The organism is Streptomyces sp. ALI-76-A, from assembly GCF_030287445.1.
GTDB lineage: Bacteria > Actinomycetota > Actinomycetes > Streptomycetales > Streptomycetaceae > Streptomyces.
Map to the genome: position 1 here is coordinate 3,725,305 of NZ_JASVWB010000002.1, position 18,875 is coordinate 3,744,179.

At 73.5% G+C, this 18,875-nt stretch carries 11 protein-coding genes; 7 read left to right on the forward strand and 4 right to left on the reverse strand.

All coding sequences use genetic code 11. The features are described 5' to 3' along the window. The first annotated feature begins 210 nt into the window (after positions 1-210). The gene (locus QQS16_RS17585; protein WP_286062737.1) at positions 211-402 is read left to right on the forward strand and encodes a hypothetical protein; all 192 of its coding nucleotides are present in this window, start codon (positions 211-213) and stop codon (positions 400-402) included. Between the two features lie 97 nt (positions 403-499). Here QQS16_RS17585 and QQS16_RS17590 read toward each other — a convergent pair whose 3' ends face one another. The 4 genes from QQS16_RS17590 to QQS16_RS17605 form a co-directional block, all read right to left on the reverse strand. Next, positions 500-1,132 (reverse strand): hypothetical protein, encoded by a 633-nt coding sequence (locus QQS16_RS17590; protein WP_286062738.1) that lies wholly within the window; start codon positions 1,130-1,132, stop codon positions 500-502. A 304-nt stretch (positions 1,133-1,436) separates the two neighbouring features. Beyond that, complete coding sequence (prfB, locus tag QQS16_RS17595) at positions 1,437-2,543, reverse strand: peptide chain release factor 2 (protein ID WP_286062739.1); 1,107 nt, start codon at positions 2,541-2,543, stop codon at positions 1,437-1,439. A 250-nt stretch (positions 2,544-2,793) separates the two neighbouring features. Then, positions 2,794-4,032, reverse strand: a complete 1,239-nt coding sequence (locus QQS16_RS17600) for a serine/threonine-protein kinase (protein ID WP_286062740.1) — start codon at positions 4,030-4,032, stop codon at positions 2,794-2,796. 126 nt (positions 4,033-4,158) lie between these two features. Next, on the reverse strand, positions 4,159-5,874 hold the full coding sequence (locus QQS16_RS17605) for a serine/threonine-protein kinase (protein ID WP_286062741.1): 1,716 nt from the start codon (positions 5,872-5,874) through the stop codon (positions 4,159-4,161). A gap of 390 nt (positions 5,875-6,264) precedes the next feature. On the opposite strand from QQS16_RS17605, the gene QQS16_RS17610 reads away from it, so the two are divergent. From QQS16_RS17610 to QQS16_RS17635, 6 genes are all read left to right on the forward strand, one after another. Further along, positions 6,265-10,134 (forward strand): FHA domain-containing protein, encoded by a 3,870-nt coding sequence (locus QQS16_RS17610; RefSeq protein ID WP_286066361.1) that lies wholly within the window; start codon positions 6,265-6,267, stop codon positions 10,132-10,134. Positions 10,135-10,424: 290 nt separating this feature from the next. Next, a complete protein-coding gene (locus tag QQS16_RS17615) occupies positions 10,425-11,810 on the forward strand; it encodes an ABC transporter substrate-binding protein (protein ID WP_286062742.1) in 1,386 nt (461 codons plus the stop codon). A 3-nt stretch (positions 11,811-11,813) separates the two neighbouring features. Then, on the forward strand, positions 11,814-13,157 hold the full coding sequence (locus tag QQS16_RS17620; protein WP_286062743.1) for a carbohydrate ABC transporter permease: 1,344 nt from the start codon (positions 11,814-11,816) through the stop codon (positions 13,155-13,157). Then, positions 13,154-14,062 carry a carbohydrate ABC transporter permease gene (locus QQS16_RS17625; protein WP_286062744.1) on the forward strand — a complete coding sequence of 303 codons (909 nt, stop codon included), beginning with the start codon at positions 13,154-13,156 and terminating at the stop codon, positions 14,060-14,062. The genes QQS16_RS17620 and QQS16_RS17625 overlap by 4 nt, the downstream gene beginning before the upstream one ends. A gap of 151 nt (positions 14,063-14,213) precedes the next feature. Next, positions 14,214-16,484, forward strand: a complete 2,271-nt coding sequence (locus QQS16_RS17630) for a bifunctional glycosyltransferase/CDP-glycerol:glycerophosphate glycerophosphotransferase (protein WP_286062746.1) — start codon at positions 14,214-14,216, stop codon at positions 16,482-16,484. Between the two features lie 181 nt (positions 16,485-16,665). Beyond that, entirely contained in the window at positions 16,666-18,867 is a 2,202-nt protein-coding gene (locus QQS16_RS17635) for a bifunctional glycosyltransferase family 2 protein/CDP-glycerol:glycerophosphate glycerophosphotransferase (RefSeq protein ID WP_286062748.1), read from the forward strand. The last annotated feature ends 8 nt before the right edge of the window (positions 18,868-18,875 follow it).

Below are 18,875 nucleotides of genomic sequence, written 5' to 3' on the forward strand. Positions count from 1 at the left end.
GTCGCCGGGGGTAGATGAGCGTGACCATACGCGAACCGGGCAGGCGAGCGCAGGCACCGGCCGGGGTTGCGTGACAGTTGTGCGTTTTGTGCATGCCCCGTCCTTACAGGACCCCGCGCTGAATTCGGGGGAACCTGGCACAGTGGAGGGGGAACGTTCGGGTTCCCGCGGGCGTTGTGTCGATGGAACCGGTGCAAGGAGGGCGAGCGCATGACGTACGACCGGCTGGTGTGCGCGAACTGCGCGGCGCCCGTGAGCGAGGGCCGGTGCCATGTGTGCCGTGCGAACCGCGAGCGGCTGCAGCAGGACAACCCTTTCGCCGGGATGAACCCCATGGCGCTGATCACTCTGCTCACCCTGCTGATCGCGGCGGTCGCGCTGCTGGCGCACCAGACCGCGTAGAGCACGGGGCGTACGACGCACGAAGGGCCCGGAGCGACATCCGCTCCGGGCCCTTCACCGTCCGCCGCGCGTACGGTCCGTGAACAGTCGGCTACCGTCAGGCCGCCGCGCCGCCCCGGCCGCCCATGAGGCGCGGCAGGACGCGGAAGCCGACACCGCCGGCGATCATCGTGGCGGCACCGATCACCAGGAAGGTGGTCTGCGCGGCACCGGTCTCGGCGAGCTCCTCACCGCTGCCCTGGGCCGACGTGTCGCCCGGGGTGGCGTCCGAGCCGGTGTCGGTGAGGGCCGAGGAGCCCTCCGCCTGGGCGGAGGCGCCGGAGCCGCCGTCGGGGGTGGTGTTGTTGTTCCCGCCGCCGACACCGTTGCCGTTGCCGTTCCCATTGCCGTTCCCGTTGCCATTGCCGTTCCCGTTGCCCGGGCCGGAGGTCGGGACGTCGGTCGGCTCCTCGGTGGGCTCCTCCGTGGGCTCGGTCGGCTCCTCGGTCGGCTCCTCGGTGGGCTCCTCCGTCGGCTCTTCGGTGGGCTCCTCCGTGGGCTCGTCCGTCGGGATGACGGTCGGCTCCCCGGTGGGCTCCTCGGTCGGCTCCGGGGCCGGCGTGTTGCACTCGATACCCAGGAATCCGCAGTCGTCGGCGGATGCGGCACCAGCGGCGGTCAGCGAGGCGCCGGCCGCGATCACGGCACCGGCCGCGATCCGCGCGACACGGATCCGCGTCTTCTTCGTCATGTGGTTGCTACCCCCAGTAGCTCATCGTCAGTGAGGCGGCGCTCGGGGCCGTGATCGACGGAGGGGGTCAGCTGCAACTCAAGCCCCCCGGTTCACATGCGCCCCAGAGATACGCATGCCGCGCCTCACCATTCCCACTTTTCATACCAACGTCAAGGCCGTTGCGCGGGCAATGTCCGTCTAAGGGATCTTTGCCGGACATTGAAGTGTGTGAGTGTGATGTAAAACCCAGACATCGGGCCCACTTCCGGGCGCACACAAGGCAACTGCCGCCACGGGGGCGGCAGTTGCCTTGTCGACAAACTTACTTCTCGGTCTGCTTGCGCCAGCGAATTCCGGCCTCGAGGAATCCGTCGATCTCGCCGTTGAACACGGCCTCGGGATTTCCGACCTCGTAGTCGGTGCGCAGGTCCTTGACCATCTGGTACGGGTGCAGCACGTACGAACGCATCTGGTTTCCCCAGGAGTTGCCGCCGTCGCCCTTGAGGGCGTTCATCTTGGCCTGTTCCTCCTGGCGGCGGCGCTCCAGGAGCTTGGCCTGGAGGACGTTCATCGCGGTCGCCTTGTTCTGGATCTGCGAGCGCTCGTTCTGGCAGGAGACGACGATGCCGGTGGGGAGGTGGGTCAGGCGCACCGCGGAGTCGGTGGTGTTGACGCCCTGGCCGCCGGGGCCGGAGGACCGGTAGACGTCCACCCGCAGCTCGGACTCGTCGATCTCGATGTGGTCGGTCTGCTCGACCACGGGAAGCACCTCGACACCCGCGAAGGAGGTCTGGCGACGCCCCTGGTTGTCGAAGGGCGAGATCCGCACGAGCCGGTGGGTGCCCTGTTCGACGGAGAGGGTGCCGTAGGCGTACGGGATCTGCACGGCGAAGGTGGTCGACTTGATGCCGGCCTCTTCGGCGTACGACGTCTCGTAGATCTCGGTCTTGTAGCCGTGCTGCTCGGCCCAGCGCAGGTACATGCGCTGGAGCTTCTCGGCGAAGTCCGCGGCGTCGACGCCGCCGGCCTCGGCGCGGATGTTGACGAGCGCCTCGCGCGCGTCGTACTCACCGCTCAGCAGCGTGCGGACCTCCATCTCGTCCAGCGCCTTCTTGACGGCGACGAGCTCGGACTCGGCCTCGGCCTTGGTGTCCGGGTCGTCCTCCTCCTCGGCCATCTCGAACAGCACGGAGAGATCGTCGATCCGTCCGCGCAGCGTCTCCGCCTTCCTCACCTCGGCCTGGAGGTGGGAGAGCTTGCTGGTGATCTTCTGCGCCTCGTCCGGGTTGTCCCACAGGGACGGCGCGGCTGCCTGCTCCTCGAGCACGGCGATGTCTGCCCTCAGCTTGTCGAGGTCCAGAACGGCCTCGATCGACTCCATGGTCGAGGAGAGGGACTTGAGCTCTTCGGATACATCGACGACTGCCACGCCTCCAGCCTAACGGCTCCGCCAGGCGGGCAGCTCCGACGACCACGGCTCACCCCTGCCCCGCCACGGCCGTACCCGCCCGCCCGGGGGCTACGCCCCGATCCCCGCGGCCGACCGGGACGGGCCACGGCGGCTCCATTCCTTCGTCCGCCGGAGCCGGACCGGCAGCGGGTCTTCCTGGCCGACCGGGCCTGACGCGGAGCCCTCTGGACCCGGGCGTCGGGCGCCAGGGGGTCGCGCCGCTGCCGGGTCAGGGGGACGCCGGGGAGGAGTTCTTCTGGTCCTGGGGGGTCGCGCCGGCGTCGTCTCCCGACGTCGCCGCCCACGTGCCGAGCCCGGCCGCTGCCACCAGGAGCACCGCGGCCACGCCCAGCACCACCCGCCGTCGCCGGGTGGCCGCCCGGTGCCGGGCCGAGCCCGGACGCGGGGCTCCGGACGCCCGCGGGGCCCGTGCCGTCCCCCGCGCGCCCCCGGCCAGCTCGTCCGGCCCCGGCACCCTCATCGACGTGTGCGTGTCCCGGTTGGAGTCCGCCGGCTTCGCGCCCGGCACCAGCGGCACCGCGCCCCGCCGCACCCGCGCCGAGGGCGTCGGCTCCTGGGGCGGTTCCTCCCGCTCGTCCTCCGCCTCCTCCGTGTCCGGCTCGTCGACGTCCAGCGGCGGCATCCCGGCCAGCATCGGCAGCAGCTCCCGCAGGCGCGCCCCCAGCTCGGAGGCGCGCAGCCGGGAGGCCGGCGCCTTGGCCAGGCACTGCACGATCAGCTGCCACAGCTCGTCCGGAATGCCGGGGAGCGGGACGACCGTCTCGGTGACATGGCGGCGCAGCACCGCGCCCGGGTGTCCCCCGCCGAACGGCGTGAAGCCCGCCAGCAGCTCGTACAGGACGGTGGCGAGGGCGTAGATGTCGACCGAGGCCCGCGGGGGCAGGCCCTCGACGATCTCCGGCGCCAGATAGTCCGGCGTGCCGATGATCTTCGTCGCGCGGGTCCGCCGCGGCGAGTCGATCAGCTTCGCCACCCCGAAGTCGGTCAGCAGCGCCGGGTGGGAGCCGCCCGGGCCGAGCGGGCCCTGCATGTCCAGCAGCACGTTCTCCGGCTTGACGTCGCGGTGCACCACCCCGGCCGCGTGCGCGGCGGCCAGCCCGTCCGCCACGTCCGCCACGATGGCGACCGCCGCCTCGGGCGAGAGCCGCTTGTCCCGGTCGAGCCGGGTGCGCAGGTCCGTGCCCCGGACCAGGTCCATGACCAGCGCGAGGTCGTTGCCGTCGACCACCAGGTCCCGTACGGAGACCACGTGCGGGTGCTCCAGGCCGAGCAGCGCCGTGCGCTCCTGCACGAAGCGTCCGACGAGTTCCTGGTCCGACGCGAGGTCCTCGCGCAGCAGCTTGACGGCGACGGGCCCGTCGGGTCCCTCGCCCAGCCACACCGTGCCCGCGCTGCCCCGCCCCAGGATCTGGTGAGCGGTGTACCGGCTGCCGATCTTCCGTGCCAAGGCTGCTCCTACAGACGCGTGTGCCGACAAAACTACGCGCCGGAAGAGCCAACCTTCACCGCGGAGACGGAAATCACCCGCCAGGTGTCGACAAATCCCCAACCTCGCCGCCGAGGGCCGAGGCCGCTACTGCCCGGAGGAACCCCCGCCCAGGTCCTCGATGAAGCCGGTCACCTTGCCGAACCAGTCGCTGAGCTGTTCCCAGTAGCTCTTGCCCGTGCCGATCCAGTCCTGGAGCGGGCTCAGCTCCCAGACCAGCCAGCCGGCGACGAACAGGATGATGAGCGTGAACAGGCAGCCCTTGAGGCAGCCCAGCCCCGGGATCCTCATCCGGTTGGCGCTGCGCTGCCGGGGCTCGCGCGCGGGCCGCCGCGGTTCCTGCGGGACGGGCGGCGGCGTGTACCGCTGCGGCTGCGGCTGCTGCCGGGGCTGCTGCTGCGGGGCGTACTGCTGCGGCTGGTGCTGCTGGGGGTGGCCGTAACCGCCCTGCTGCGGCTGCCCGTAGCCGGACTGCGGCGGGCGCTGCTGCTGCGGCCTTTGCTGCGGGCGCTGCTGCGGCTGCTGCTGCGGCCGGGCGACCTGCCGCTGGGGGCGGCGGCGCAGCGGGTCCTCGTTCGGGTCGAGGTACTGGACCTGCGTCTGCTCGTTGCGGTCGCGGGCGGCGCGCAGCTGGTTCTGCCAGGGGTGCGGATCCTCCGGCCCGCCCTGCCCGGACTGCTGTCCGGGCGGCACCGGCGGCATGACGGCCGTCGGGTCGGCCGCGCCCCGGCTCGGGAGGACGGCGGTGGGGTCGGCGGCGCCCGCCGGGCCGCCGGGGCCGGAGGTGTGCGGCAGGACGCTGGTGGCGCCGTTCGGGTCGTAGGCGCCCGCGCCGTGCGGCAGCACCTGCGTGGGGTCGGCGGCGCCGGGCATGCCCGGGACGGCCGCCGGAGCCGGGTCGGGCGCGAGCAGTGCGCCGACGCCCTCGGCCGCGGCGATCTGCGCGGAGTTCGCGTGCACGCCGATGCCCTCGGCGACGGTGCGCAGGCCGCGGGCGAGGTTCTCGGCGCTGGGCCGCTCGTCCGGGTTCTTGCGCAGGCAGCGCTCGATGACCGTCCACAGCGGGTCGGGGACCGTGGACGGGCGGCGCGGTTCGGCGCTGAGGTGCTGGTGCAGAACTTCGAGGGCGGAGCCGCCGGAGAACGGCGGACGGCCGGTGACCAGCTCGTACAGCAGGATGCCGGCGCCGTAGATGTCGACGGCGGAGGTCTGCGGACGGCCCTCGGCGGACTCGGGCGCCACGTACGCGGGCGTGCCGACGAACTCGTGCGTGCGGGTCAGTCCGGGCGAATCGGCCAGTCGGGCGATGCCGAAGTCGGTCAGCAGCGGATGCATCTGGTCGCCGTACTGCTTGAGCAGGACGTTGGCCGGCTTCAGGTCGCGGTGGACGACGCCGTCGGCGTGGCTGGCGGCGAGCGCGTCGGCGATCTGCGCGGTGAGCAGGGCCGCGCCGACGGGTGTGAAGGGGCCGTTCTCGCGCAGGTAGCGGTGCAGGTCGGGACCCTCGACGAGGTCCATGACCAGGGCGAGCAGATCGCCCTCGACCACCAGGTCGCGCACCCGCACGATGTTCGGGTGGGTCAGCCGGAGCAGGACGGAGCGCTCCCGCAGGAACCGCATCACGATGTCGGGATCGCTCGCGAGCTCCTCCTTGAGGACCTTGATCGCGACGGTCTCCCCGGGCCGGCCCTGCACGGCAGCCTCATGACCCGCGGCTTCGCGCTGGCGGGCCCGCCAGACGGTCCCCGTGGCGCCGCGTCCGAGCGGCTCCTCGAGGAAGTACTTGCTGCCTACCGGCCGCACGTCATGGCTCCCTGCTGCTCGCCTGTATTCCGACCTACTGTAATGCCGCCGCGCTCGACGGCAGCTTGTCGTCTTTCTGTGCGTCTTACGTTCCGCTTGCCGTACTTGTTCGAAGGAAAGACGCTTTGCTCGGTCGGCTGGTTGCCGGACGCGGACCTGACCGGTCCCAAGCGATCACTCGTGGGGCACCGGTCAGGCACTTTTGCGGGCAGAGCCGACCAATCAAGATCATGTGAAGCCGGGTGGCGGGCGTGATGTCAGTGGCAGGTGCGAGGATGCCTCCAGCACTGGCCGACGTGCTCGTGGCGGTGGGGGAAGTCCGCGTGGGGGACCGCGGAGCGGCTTCGTCCCTGTTCCCGGGTGCCCGCGCAGAAGGGACCGCTGACGGCGATGCAGATCCGGCTGACCGTCGTAGACCCGCTGGGGCCCGCCCAGTCGCGGGTTCGCGCCGCGAGCTGCGACGTGCTGGTCACGGCGCCCGCGGGCACCGCCCTGGCCGCGGTGGCGTCGGCGCTCGCCTCGGCGGTCTCCGGCGAGGGGGGCGCCGCGCGCGCGGGTGAGACCGACCGCGGCGGCGGCCCGGTCGTGCTGTACGCCGGCGGGGAGCGGCTCGACGCGCAGCGCTGCACCCTGGGCGAGCCCCCGCTGATCGACGGCGCCGTGCTGTTCCTGGGCACCCCCGGCGAGCCGGAGGCACACCCCGAGCTGGACGACGCCCCGACCCAGCTCCATGTGATCGCCGGCCCGGACGCGGGCGGGGTCCACCTGCTGCACGGCGGGCAGATCCACATCGGCCGCTCCGCCGACGCCGACGTCCCGCTCGACGACCCGGACGTGTCCCGGCTGCACTGCGCGGTGACGGTCGCCGCCGACGGCCGCGTCTCGGTCGCCGACCTCGACTCCACGAACGGCACCACGCTGGACGGCACCCGGGTGGGCACCCGCCCGGTCCGCTTCGCGCCCGGCGCGCTGCTGCGGCTCGGCGAGTCGGCGTTGCGGCTGGCTCCGGCCGGCGGACCGGGGGCCCGCGTACGGACCGCGCCGGACGGCGAGGGCCACGTGCGCGTGCCGACCGGCGCCCCGCAGGACGGACCGGCCCCGGCCGACGGCGGCCCCGCCTCCTCGGGCCCCACCGGCCGGACCCGTCACGGGTACGGCGCGGCCGGATGGGGTGCCTCCACCGGCGCCCCGGGCGCCCAGGACCACGACCCCGTCGAACCACCGGCGGTGGTACCGGGCCAGGGCGGAGCCCCGCCCGTCGAGACGGCGGCGCGGCCGTACGGCCGGACGGGCTCCGTCCCCCAGGGCGGCTCGCGCGCGGACCCCGACGACAGCGGGGCGACGCACGGTGGACGGCTCGGGTCGGGCGGTGCCTTCGGCGCGACGGCCGGCGTCCCCGGGCAGACACGCGAAGGCTCCTCCAGGGCGGGCGCCCCCGACGGCCTTCCCGGTCCGGCGGCCGACGACGGTGGCCGGGCACAGGGGGGACGACCCTCCGGGGCGACCGGCGCTTCGAGCACGGTGCCCGGGGACGGCGGACGCACCCACGGCGGCCCGTCCGGAGCACCCCCGCACGGCACCGCGGCGGGCGACGGCCCGGAACACCGCCAGGACGCGGGCCACACCCCGGGCCCCCACCAAGGCTCCGGCCACAGCCCGGGACAACACCACCAGGGCCCCGGACACCCCCAGGACGCCGGCCACAGCGCGCCGGACCCCGGTGCGGACGCGGTGGCCGCCCCCGGGACCGGCCGCCGCAAAGGAACCCCCCTCCGGGGCACCGACGTCCCGCAGGGTGTCCGCAAGCGCGGGGGGATCTCGGCGTGGGCACGCCGGCTGACCGGCGCCCGCGGCGAACCGGACCCGGCCGGACGCGAGACGTACGAGGGACCCGAGGACATCGCCGTTCCCGCGGCACGCTCCGCGCCCCACGCTGCGCCGTCCCAGGCCCCGGACACCTGGCCGGACCCCGCGGCCCTGTTGCTGACCGCGCTGGGACCCGGACCCCGGCTGTGGGAGCGCGGCCCGGGTCACCCGGAGGCGCTCACCGTGCGGCTGGGCACGGCCGACCGGGCGGCGCCCGGCGGCTCGGGTCTGCTGCCCGCGGTGCCGGTGACCGCCGACCTGCGCGAGGTCGGGGCGCTGGGGCTGGCGGGTCCGCGCACCCGGCTCGCCGGGCTGGCCCGCGCGGTCGTCGCCCAGCTCGCCGCGCTGCACTCTCCCGACACCCTGGAAATCGTCCTGATCAGCACGGACCGTTCCCGTCCCGTGCGGGAGCGCACCGCCGAGTGGGCCTGGCTGGGCTGGCTCCCCCATGTCCGCCCGGGGCACGGCCAGGACTGCCGACTCCTGCTCGCCTACGACCGCGAACAGGCCACGGCCCGCACCGGCGAACTCCTGCGCCGGCTGGAGGACCACCTGACGCAGGCGCGGCCGGGGGTGAGCCCCGCGTCCGCCACGGCCGACGCGCGCCGGCCGGACCGCGGTGCGGACCGGCGTCCGTCCTGGGCCAGGGACGACGCCGCGGCGGACGGAACCGGGCCCGGATCGGACGGCTTCGCGGGCCCGTACACCGTGGTCGTCGTGGACGGCGACCCCGGCGGCGCCGCCGTGCGGGAGGCGGTGGCGCGGCTGGCACTGGAGGGCCCCCGGGCCGGGATACACGTCGTGAGCCTCGCCGAGACGGCCCCCGCCTCGCCCGCGTCCCCGGTGACGGAGACGTACGAGGCGGCCTGCGCGGCGGCCCCGGCCTTCCGGGACTGCGGTGCCGTCGCCCTGCTGAGCGGGGACGTGGCGACGGCCCTGCGGCTGCTGCGGGTGGCACGCACCGGCCCGGGGCCGTCCGGCACCGGCCCGGACACGCCCCGGGCGGGAGCGACGGCGAACCCGGCCGACGCGGGCCCCGCCGGACCCGGCCCCACGGGACACGGCCCCGTCGGGCACGGCACCGTCGCCGCGGTGGACGCCGTCTCGCTCGCCTGGGCGGAGCGCTTCGCGCGGGCGCTGGCGCCGTTGCGCGCGGAGGGCGCCGCCGGGGAGCGGCACCCGCGCGTGTCGGCCCCGCTGCCCCAGGCGGCCCGCCTGCTGGACGAGTTGGGGCTGGCCCGGGCCACCCCGGCGTCCCTGATGGCGCGTTGGGCGGACGCCGCCGACGACACGGAGGCCCTGGGCGGACGGGTCTGGGCGGTGCTCGGTGCCGGACCGCGCGGCCCGGTCTGCGCGGACCTCGCGGCCGAGGGCCCGCACCTGCTGATCGAGGGACCGCCGGGCAGCGGGCGTACGGAGCTGCTGCGGGCCGTGGTCGCCTCCCTCGCCGCCGCCGAGCGCCCCGACCGGCTCAGCGTGGTCCTGATCGACGGCCGGGACAGCGTGGGCACGGACAGCGGCGGACACGGCGAGGGCCTGCGGGTCTGCACGGACGTCCCGCATGTCACCACCCACCTCACCGCCAACGATCCGGTGCGGATGCGGGAGTTCGCCCAGTCCCTGAGCGCCGAGCTGAAGCGGCGCGCGGAGTTGCTGGGGCGCTCCGACTTCGCCGAATGGCACACCGGCCGTGAGGTGTCGGGCCGGCTGGTCGCCCAGCGCTCCCCGACGGCCCGCGGCGCTGCCGCGAACGGGTCGGGGGCCAGGGCCGGCGCCGGCACCGAGTCGGGCGGCGCCCTCGACGGCGACCTGGACGGTCCGTCCAGCTCCACTCTGCGTCTGCGGCCCGCGGCGGCCCGCCGCCGGCCGGAGGCGCCACCGCCGCTGCCCCGGCTCGTGGTCGTCGTCGACGACCTGGACCTGCTGGTCTCCCCGGCGCTCGGTTCACCGGGCAGGCCCGCGGCCGGCTCGGTGATACGCGCGCTGGAGGCCGTGGCCCGGGAGGGCGAGCGGCTCGGCGTGCACCTGGTGGCCGCGGCCGGTGTCGGCGGCCGTACGGCCCAGTCGGAACCGGCCAGACGGGCCACCCTGCGCGTCACCCTCGACGCCCCGGCCCCCGGCCCGGACGAACCGGCACCGGGGCGTGGCCGCCTGACCTGGGCTGACGGCCGGACCACCGTCTTCCAGGGCGGCCGGGTCACGGGCCGCATCCCCCGCACGGCGACGCTGCGCCCGACGGTCGTCCCCCTGGAGTGGGAACGCATGGGCGACCCCCCGGCCCGCCGCCCCGTACGCGAACTGGGCAACGGTCCGACGGACCTGGCCCTGCTGGCGAGCGCGCTGGAGAGGGCGGCCCGGGAGGTGGCGGCCGTCCAGGTGCCGTCGCTGCTGTGACGGCCGGCCCCCTTGCTCATGCCGGTGTCTTTGGACTCGTTCCGCTCATGTCCGGCATCTCCCGGCCCGTCCCGTGCTTCAGGACGAGGCCGTTCAGGCCGATGCAAGAGGTCCGGGGGCCACCCGCTCCCGGCGCGGGCGCCACCGACGCCGGGTGCCTGGTCACAGGGCGATCACGATCCCCCGCTTGACGGCGGACGCGCTCTTGCCGCCCCCAACCCACCGGGCGTAGACCAGAGCGCACGGGACAGCGCTCGAACGTTCGACGAGGCACCAAGAACGGGGCAGTGATGCACAGCAGGAACAACATCATCCGGACACACCGGACCAGGGCCGCGAAAACGGCGGCCGCCGCCGTCGCGGGAGCCCTCGCGCTCGCGCTCACGGGCTGCGGGGGTGATGACGACAAGGGAAGCGACAGCGGCCCGACGGGCGGCACGGAGACCGGGACCACCGTCACCCTGCCGAAACTGGACGGCAAGAGTCTGGAGGTCGCCGCCGTCTGGTCGGGCGCCGAACAGGCGAACTTCAAGAAGGTGCTGGCGGAGTTCGAGAAGCGCACGGGCGCCAAGGTGACCTTCGTGCCCGCGCAGGACCCGATCGTCAACTTCCTCGGCTCGAAGATCGCGGGCGGCCAGCCGCCGGACGTCGCGATGCTCCCGCAGCCCGGCGCCATCAAGCAGGCCGTCGACAAGAAGTGGGCGAAGCCGCTCGGCGCCGAGGCGCAGGCGGAGCTGGCCAAGAACTACTCGCAGGGCTGGCAGGACATCGGCAAGGTGGACGGCAAGCAGTACGGCGTCTACTACAAGGCCGCCAACAAGTCTCTGATCTGGTACAACGCCCAGGTCTTCGAGAACGCGGGAGCCACCGAGCCGAAGACGTGGGACGAGCTGCTGACCACCGCGCAGACCGTCTACGACTCCGGGGTCACCCCCTTCTCCGTCGGCGGCGCCGAGGGCTGGACGCTGACGGACTGGTTCGAGAACATCTACCTCTCCCAGGCGGGTCCGGAGAAGTACGACCAGCTGGCCAAGCACGAGATCAAGTGGACCGACCCGTCCGTGAAGGACGCGCTGACCACGCTGGCCGAGGTCTGGGGCAAGAAGGACTACGTCGCGGGCGGTGCGACCGGCGCGCTCCAGACGGACTTCCCGGCCTCGGTGACGCAGACCTTCACCGGTGGTGACCAGCCCAAGGCGGGGATGGTCTACGAGGGCGACTTCGCGCAGGTCAACATCGTCCAGGCCGGTGCGAAGGTCGGCACGGACGCCAAGGTGTTCCCCTTCCCGGCCGTGGGCGACAGCGCGCCCGTGGTCTCCGGCGGTGACGCGGCGGTGATCCTCAAGGACTCCGAGGCGGCGCAGGCCCTGGTCACCTTCCTGGCCTCACCGGACGCGGCGACCGTCCAGGCGAAGCTCGGCGGTTACCTCTCGCCGAACAAGAACGTGCCGGACTCGGCGTACCCGAACGCGGTGCAGCAGAAGATGGCCAAGGCGCTCATCGCGGCCGGTGACGACTTCCGCTTCGACATGTCCGACCAGACACCGCAGGCGTTCGGCGGCACGCCCGGCAAGGGCGAGTGGAAGGCGTTGCAGGACTTCCTGAAGAACCCGAAGGACATCGCGGGCACCCAGGCGAAGCTGGAGGCCGACGCGGCGGCCGCCTACGGGGGCTGACGGATGGCGTCCACCGCGGCGGCGGGGGCCCCTCCGGGCCCCGTCGCCCCCAAGTCGCGCAAGAGCGTGACCGGCACCCGCAAGACCGTGGCAGCGCTGTTCCTGCTGCCCGCTCTCGTGCTGCTGGGCGCGCTCGTGGTCTACCCGATCGGGTACTCGGTCGTCCGCAGCTTCTACGACCAGTCCGGCGGCGGCTTCGCCGGGTTCGACAACTACGAGGCCCTGTTCACCGACGACGGCATCCGCACCGCGCTCAAGAACAACGTCATCTGGGTGGTCTTCGCCCCGACGGTCGCCACCGCGCTCGGACTGATCTTCGCGGTGCTGACCGAACGGGTGCGCTGGGGCACGGCGTTCAAGCTCGTCGTCTTCATGCCGATGGCGATCTCGATGCTGGCGGCGGGCATCATCTTCCGGCTGGTCTACGACCAGGACCCGGACAAGGGCGTCGCCAACGCGGTGTGGGTGGGCGTCCACGACACCTTCGCGGAGGCGTCCGCGTTCCCGAAGGCGCACCCGGGCCGCGACTCGCCGCTCACGGCGCAGGGGGGGAGCTTCGTCACCAAGGAGCCCGTCCGCGCCGGCGAGACCGTCACCCTGCCCCTGGTCGGTGTGGCCCCCGACCAGATGCCCGGGGACGCGAAGCCGGCCGCGGCGCCGCAGGCCGACCCGGGGAAGATCACCGGGACGACGTGGCAGGACTTCACCCGCGGCAAGGGCGTCGGCACGCTCGGCGCGCCCGACGCCTCCGAGCTCGGCTACCCCGGCATGCGGATCGAGGCGGTCAGGGACGGCAAGGTCGTGGAGTCGACGAAGGCCGCCGCCGACGGCACCTTCACCCTGTCGGACAAGGCCGACGGAGCCCAGCTCCGGCTGCCCGCGAGCAACTTCAGGGAGCCCTACAACGGCCTGGACTGGCTCGGCCCGTCCCTGGTCACCCCCGCGATCATCGGGTCGTACATCTGGATGTGGGCGGGGTTCGCGATGGTGCTGATCGCGGCCGGGCTGGCCGGGATGCCCCGGGAACTCCTGGAAGCGGCCCGCGTCGACGGCGCCAACGAGTGGCAGGTGTTCCGGAGGGTCACGGTCCCCCTCCTCGCGCCGGTCCTCGCGGTGGTCGCCGTCACCCTGATGATCAACGTCCTGAAGATCTTCGACCTGGTCTTCATCATCGCCCCGGGTTCCTCGCAGGACGACGCGAACGTCCTCGCGCTGGAGCTGTACCGCAAGGGCTTCTCCGAGGACCAGCCGGGCGTCGCGAGCGCCATCTCGGTGTTCCTGCTGCTGCTGGTCATCCCGGTGATGTGGTTCAACATCCGCAGGCTCAAGCGGGAGGTGCGGCGATGACCACACAGACCGACCGGCCCACCGAGGCGGCGCCGGCCGAGAACGTGAAGCCGGAGCGGTCGCTCGGATCACGCCTCGCGGAACGTGTCAGCGGCGGTCTGGTGCAGTTCTTCCTCGTCGTCGTCGGCCTGTTCTGGCTGGTCCCGACGTTCGGGCTGCTGCTGTCCTCGCTGCGGCCGCCCAAGGAGATGACGGTCAGCGGCTGGTGGGACGTCTTCAGCAAGCCGTCCCAGCTCACCTTCGAGAGCTACGACAAGCTCCTGCAGAACAGCGACATCACCAACTCGCTCGTCAACACGGCCCTGATCACGGTGCCGGCGACCCTCCTGGTCGTCGTCATCGGCGCGCTCGCGGGCTACGCGTTCGCGTGGATGGAGTTCCCGGGCCGCGACTGGTGGTTCCTGGGCGTGGTCGGCCTGCTGGTCGTGCCGGTGCAGGTGGCGCTGATCCCGATCGCCGAACTGTTCGGCAAGATCGGGCTGTTCGGTTCCATCCTCGGGGTGGTCCTGTTCCACACGGGCTTCGGCCTGCCCTTCGCGGTGTTCCTGCTGCGGAACTTCTTCGCGGAGATCCCGAAGGAGCTGCTGGAAGCCGCCCGGCTCGACGGTGCCGGTGAACTGCGCCTGTTCGCGCGGGTCGTGATGCCGCTCGGCGGGCCCGCGATCGCGAGTCTGGGCATCTTCCAGTTCCTGTGGGTGTGGAACGACATGCTGATCGCGCTGGTGTTCTCCAACGCCGACAGCCAGCCGATCACGGTCGCCCTCCAGACACAGGTACGCCAGTTCGGCAACAACATCGACGTCCTGGCGCCCGGCGCGTTCATCTCGATGGTGATCCCGCTGGCCGTGTTCTTCGCGTTCCAGCGGCAGTTCGTCTCCGGTGTGATGGCGGGCGCGGTCAAGTAGCCCGTACGACAGGTGGATTGGGCGGGGCGGACCGGCAGCGGTCCGCCCCCTGGCGTTCGCGCGCTGTCCCCCGTATGCCACACGAACCGTAACCAAGTCACTCCATTGGCCGTTCCCGGGCAGAACTCCCGCGCCGACCCATGGATGTCCCGTGCCCCGGTTCAGTGTCATCGTCCCCGCGTACCAGGTCCAGGCGTATCTGCACGAGTGCCTGGAATCGGTGCTGTCCCAGTCGTATCCGGATCTGGAGCTGATCGCGGTCGACGACCGCTCGCCGGACGCCTGCGGCGCGATCATCGACGAGTTCGCCGCCCGCGATCCGCGCGTCCGCCCGGTGCACCTGCCGGAGAACCAGGGCCTGGGCGGTGCCCGCAACGCGGGCATGCGCGAGGCGAGCGGCGACTACCTGGTCTTCCTGGACGGTGACGACACCCTCACCCCCGACGCGCTGCGCGCGATCGCCGACCGGCTGAAGGAGACGGACGAGCCGGACGTCCTGGTCTACGACTACGCGCGCACCTACTGGTCCGGCCGCACCGTCCGCAACCAGGCGGCCGTCCGGCTCACCGAGCGCGGCCCGGCCCCGTTCCGGCTGGAGGACCGGCCGGGGCTGCTGCACGTGCTGATGGTGGCCTGGAACAAGGCGTACCGGCGGGAGTTCGTCGAGCGGGCGGGCTTCGCCTTCCCGCCCGGCTACTACGAGGACACCCCGTGGACCTACCCGGTCCTGATGACGGCGGAGTCCATCGCGACCCTCGACCGGGTGTGCGTGCACTACCGGCAGCGCCGGCGGGGCAGCATCCTCGGCACCACCAGCCGCCGCCACTTCGACGTCTTCGCGCAGTACGACCGGGTGTTCGCGTACATCGAGCGCCGCCCCGAACTGGCGCGCTGGCGGCCGGTGCTGTTCCGCCGGATGGTCGACCACCTGCTGACGGTGTTCGCCCGCCGGGAGCGACTGCCGCGCGAGTGCCGGGCCGAGTTCCTGCGCACCGCCCGCGCGCACTGCCGCCGGTACCGCGCCCCCGGCCATCCCGTCCCCGTGCGCGCCCGTCTCCGGCACGCCCTCGTCCGGCTGGGCCTGCACCGCACGTACCGCGCGCTGCGGCTGACCGCGGCCGGGCGACGCCGGTGCGTCAGGGCCCTCGTCCGCGTGCTCGGGGCGGGCCGGTCCGCGGCGCTGCGGCTGCACTACCGCGTGCAGTTGCTCCTTCCCCTGCGCGCCGACCGTGCCGTCTTCACCGCGGACGGGGACCGCGGCCACGGCTGCAACCCGGGCGCGCTGGAGACCGCGTTCCGCACGCACGCCCCGCACATCCGCACGGCGTGGGTCGCCCGCCCCGAGCACCACCACACCGTCCCGACCGTCACCCGCCGGGTCACGCCCGGCTCGGCCGCCTACTGGACGGCGCTCGCCCGCTCCAAGTACCTGGTGAGCAACGCCGACTTCGACCGCCGCCTGGTCAAGCGGTCCGGCCAGGTCCTGGTCCAGACCCAGCGGGGCACCCCGCTCAAGCACATGGGGCTCGACCTCCAGGAGCGCCCGGCGGCCGCGCGGGACACGGACTTCGCCGCGCTGCTGCGGGGCGTCGACCAGTGGGACTACGTACTGTCCGCCAACCGCCACTCCACCCTCACCTGGGAGCGCGTCCTGCCCGGCGGCTACACCACGCTCGCCCACGGCCAGCCGCGCAACGACGTCTTCCAGCAGGCGACCACGGCGGACGTGGCCCGGCTGCGCGGGTGCCTCGGCATCCCCGAGGGCACGGTCGCGGTCCTGTACGCGCCCACCCACCGGGACTACCGCCGCGCCCAGTGCCCGTCCCTGGACCTGGACCGTCTCGTGCGCAGCCTCGGCCCCCGCTTCACCGTCCTGGCCCGCTCCCACCCGGTCCACGGCGGTCCCCTGACCGGGCAGGCCGGGGAGTCGGCCCGGGTCGTCGACGTCACCGGCCATCCGAGCGTCGAGCACCTGTGCCTCGCCTCGGACGTCCTGGTCACCGACTACTCGTCGATCATGTTCGACTACGCCAACCTGGACCGGCCGATCGTGATCCTCGCCGACGACCGGGAGGCGTACGAGGCGGCCCGGGGCACCTACTTCGACCTGCGGTCCTTCCCGCCGGGCGCGGTCGCGCGCAGCGAGGACGAGCTGATCGACATCTTCGCCACCGGCCACTGGCGCGGCTCACGCTCCGCCCAGCTGCGCGCGGCGTTCCGCGAGCGCTTCTGCCCGTACGACGACGGACGCGCCGCCGAGCGGGTCGTCAGGCAGGTGGTGCTGGGCGAGACGGACCTGCCGCCGGTCGTCCCGCTCGCCGAGCGCCGGCCCGTGCCGTCGGCGGCCGCGGCCAGCACGCGCTCCCCGCTCGCCACCGTGCCGCATCCGGCCGGTTCCCCGGCCCTCACCGACCGCGCCTGAACGCCGTTCCCACCTCCGGGGAGTCCGTATGCCCTCCAGTCCCTCGCGGCCCACTCCGACCCGGCCGAACACCTGGCGTCCGACGGGCCGGCCGGGCCGCCGCGGCGGGTGAGCCGCCCGGCTCCCCCGCGCGCCGGGAGCGAACCATGACCACTCCGGGAACCTCGACAGAAAGAGCAGAATGCCCCGCTTCAGCATCATCGTCCCGTCCCACGGGGTCGTGGGCCGCCTGTCCCAGGCGCTGGACTCGGTCCTCGCCCAGTCCTTCGGCGACTTCGAGCTGATCCCGGTCTGCGACGCGCCCGACTCCCCCGCGTCGGACGTCGTGGCCGGGTACGCCCGCCGGGACTCCCGGGTGACCCCGGTGCACTCCCCGCCGTCGGCGGGCCTCGCGGGGGCCCGCAACACCGGGACACGGGCGGCGACCGGCGCGTATCTGCTGTTCCTCGACGGGGACGACGTCCTCGTGCCGGGCGCGCTGGCGGCGCTGGCCGCACGGCTCGATGAGACCGGTGACGTGGACGTGCTGTACTTCGAGCACGAGCGGGTGCCGTGGTGGGAGGGCGAGCCGGCCAACCCGGCCGCTCCGGTCCTGGCGGGGACCCCTCGGGCGGCCTTCTCCCCCGACGAGGCCCCCCGGCTGACCGGCGTCCAGCTCCCGGCGTGGAGCGCCGCCCACCGTCGCGCCTTCGTCGCCGAGCACCGGCTCGCCTTCCCCGACGGCCACTTCACCGACGTCGGGTTCGGCGCCCTGAGCATCCTGGCCGCCGAGCGGGTCGCGGTGCTGCGCTCGGTCGTCGTCCGGCATCTGGTGCGCCGGCAGGGCAGCCGCCTCACGCTGCCCGGCGAGCACCACTTCGACCTGCTGGACCAGGCCGAGCTGGTGCTCGTCCGGGCGTCCGAGCGGGGCCTGGCCGGGGAGCGGCTGCACCAGCTGTTCGAGCAGCTCTTCGCCGCCGTGCTGAAGACGGCCGCCCGGCCGCGCCGCCTGCCCGCCCGGCGCCGCGCCTACTTCCGCCGGGCGAGCGGGCTGTACCGGCGCCACCGCCCCGCCGGGTTCCGGGCGCCGGGCGGCAGTCCGGGCGTGCAGCACCGGCTGCTGGCGACCGGGTCGTACGCCGCCTTCCGGGCCCTGCGCGACGCCAACCGGGGGGCGACCAGAGCGGTCGAGGCCCTCCCGCGTCCGCGCATGCTGCGCACCCGCCTGCTGTACCAGCACCATCTGCGCCGCCCCCTCGACCCGCGGCTCGCGGTGTACTGCGCCTACTGGGGCCGCGGTTACGCCTGCAACCCGGCCGCGATCCACGCCAAGGCCCGCCAACTGGCCCCGCACATCCGCGCGGTGTTCCTGGTCGAGCCGGACCAGGCGCACACCCTGCCGGAGGGGATCGAGTACGCCGTCATCGGCAGCCACCGGTACTGGGAGGTCCTGGCGCGCGCCACCTACCTGGTCAACAACGCCAACTTCGCGGAGGGCGTGGTCAAGCGGCCCGGCAGCGTGCACCTACAGACGCAGCACGGCACCCCGCTGAAGCGGATGGGCGTCGACCAGTCGACGTACCCGGTGGTGGCCGCCGCGACCGGCAGCTTCACCAGGCTGCTGGGACGGGTGGACCGCTGGGACTACAACCTCTCCGCCAACCGTCACTCCACCCAGACCTGGGAGCGGGCCTTCCCGGGCGCCTACGAGCACCTGGAGTACGGCTATCCGCGCAACGACGTGTACTACACGGCGACCGCGGACGACGTGGCCCGGATCCGCGGGGAACTGGGCGTCCCGGAGGGCGCGACGGCCGTCCTGTACGCGCCCACCCACCGTGACCACCGGACCGGTTTCGCGCCGGGCCTGGACCTGGAGGCGTTCTGCGAACAGGCCGGCGAGGACGTGGTGGTGCTGCTGCGCGCCCACTACTTCTACGACCGGGGCGCGCGGAGGAGCACCGGCCGGGTCATCGACGTGACCGCGCACCGCTCCTCCGAGGACGTCTGCCTGGCCGCCGACGCGCTGGTCACCGACTACTCGTCGATCATGTTCGACTACGCCAACCTGGACCGCCCGGTCGTCGTGTACGCCGACGACTGGGAGGTCTACCGGGAGACCCGAGGCGTCTACTTCGACCTCATGGCCGCCCCGCCCGGTCCGGTGACCCGCACGCCCCAGGAGCTGGCACGGGTGTTCCGCGACGGCTCGTACGCGGGAGCGGAGTCGGCCGCGCTGCGGGGCCGCTTCCGTGAGCGTTTCTGCGAGTTCGACGACGGACGCGCCGCCGAGCGCGTCGTCCGCCGGGTGTTCCTCGGCGAGCCGCCGGAGGCGCTCCCGCCCGTGCTCCCGCTCGCGGAGCGCGTCCCGGCCCCCGCCGCCGCCACCCTCGTAAGGAGCTGACGTAAGCA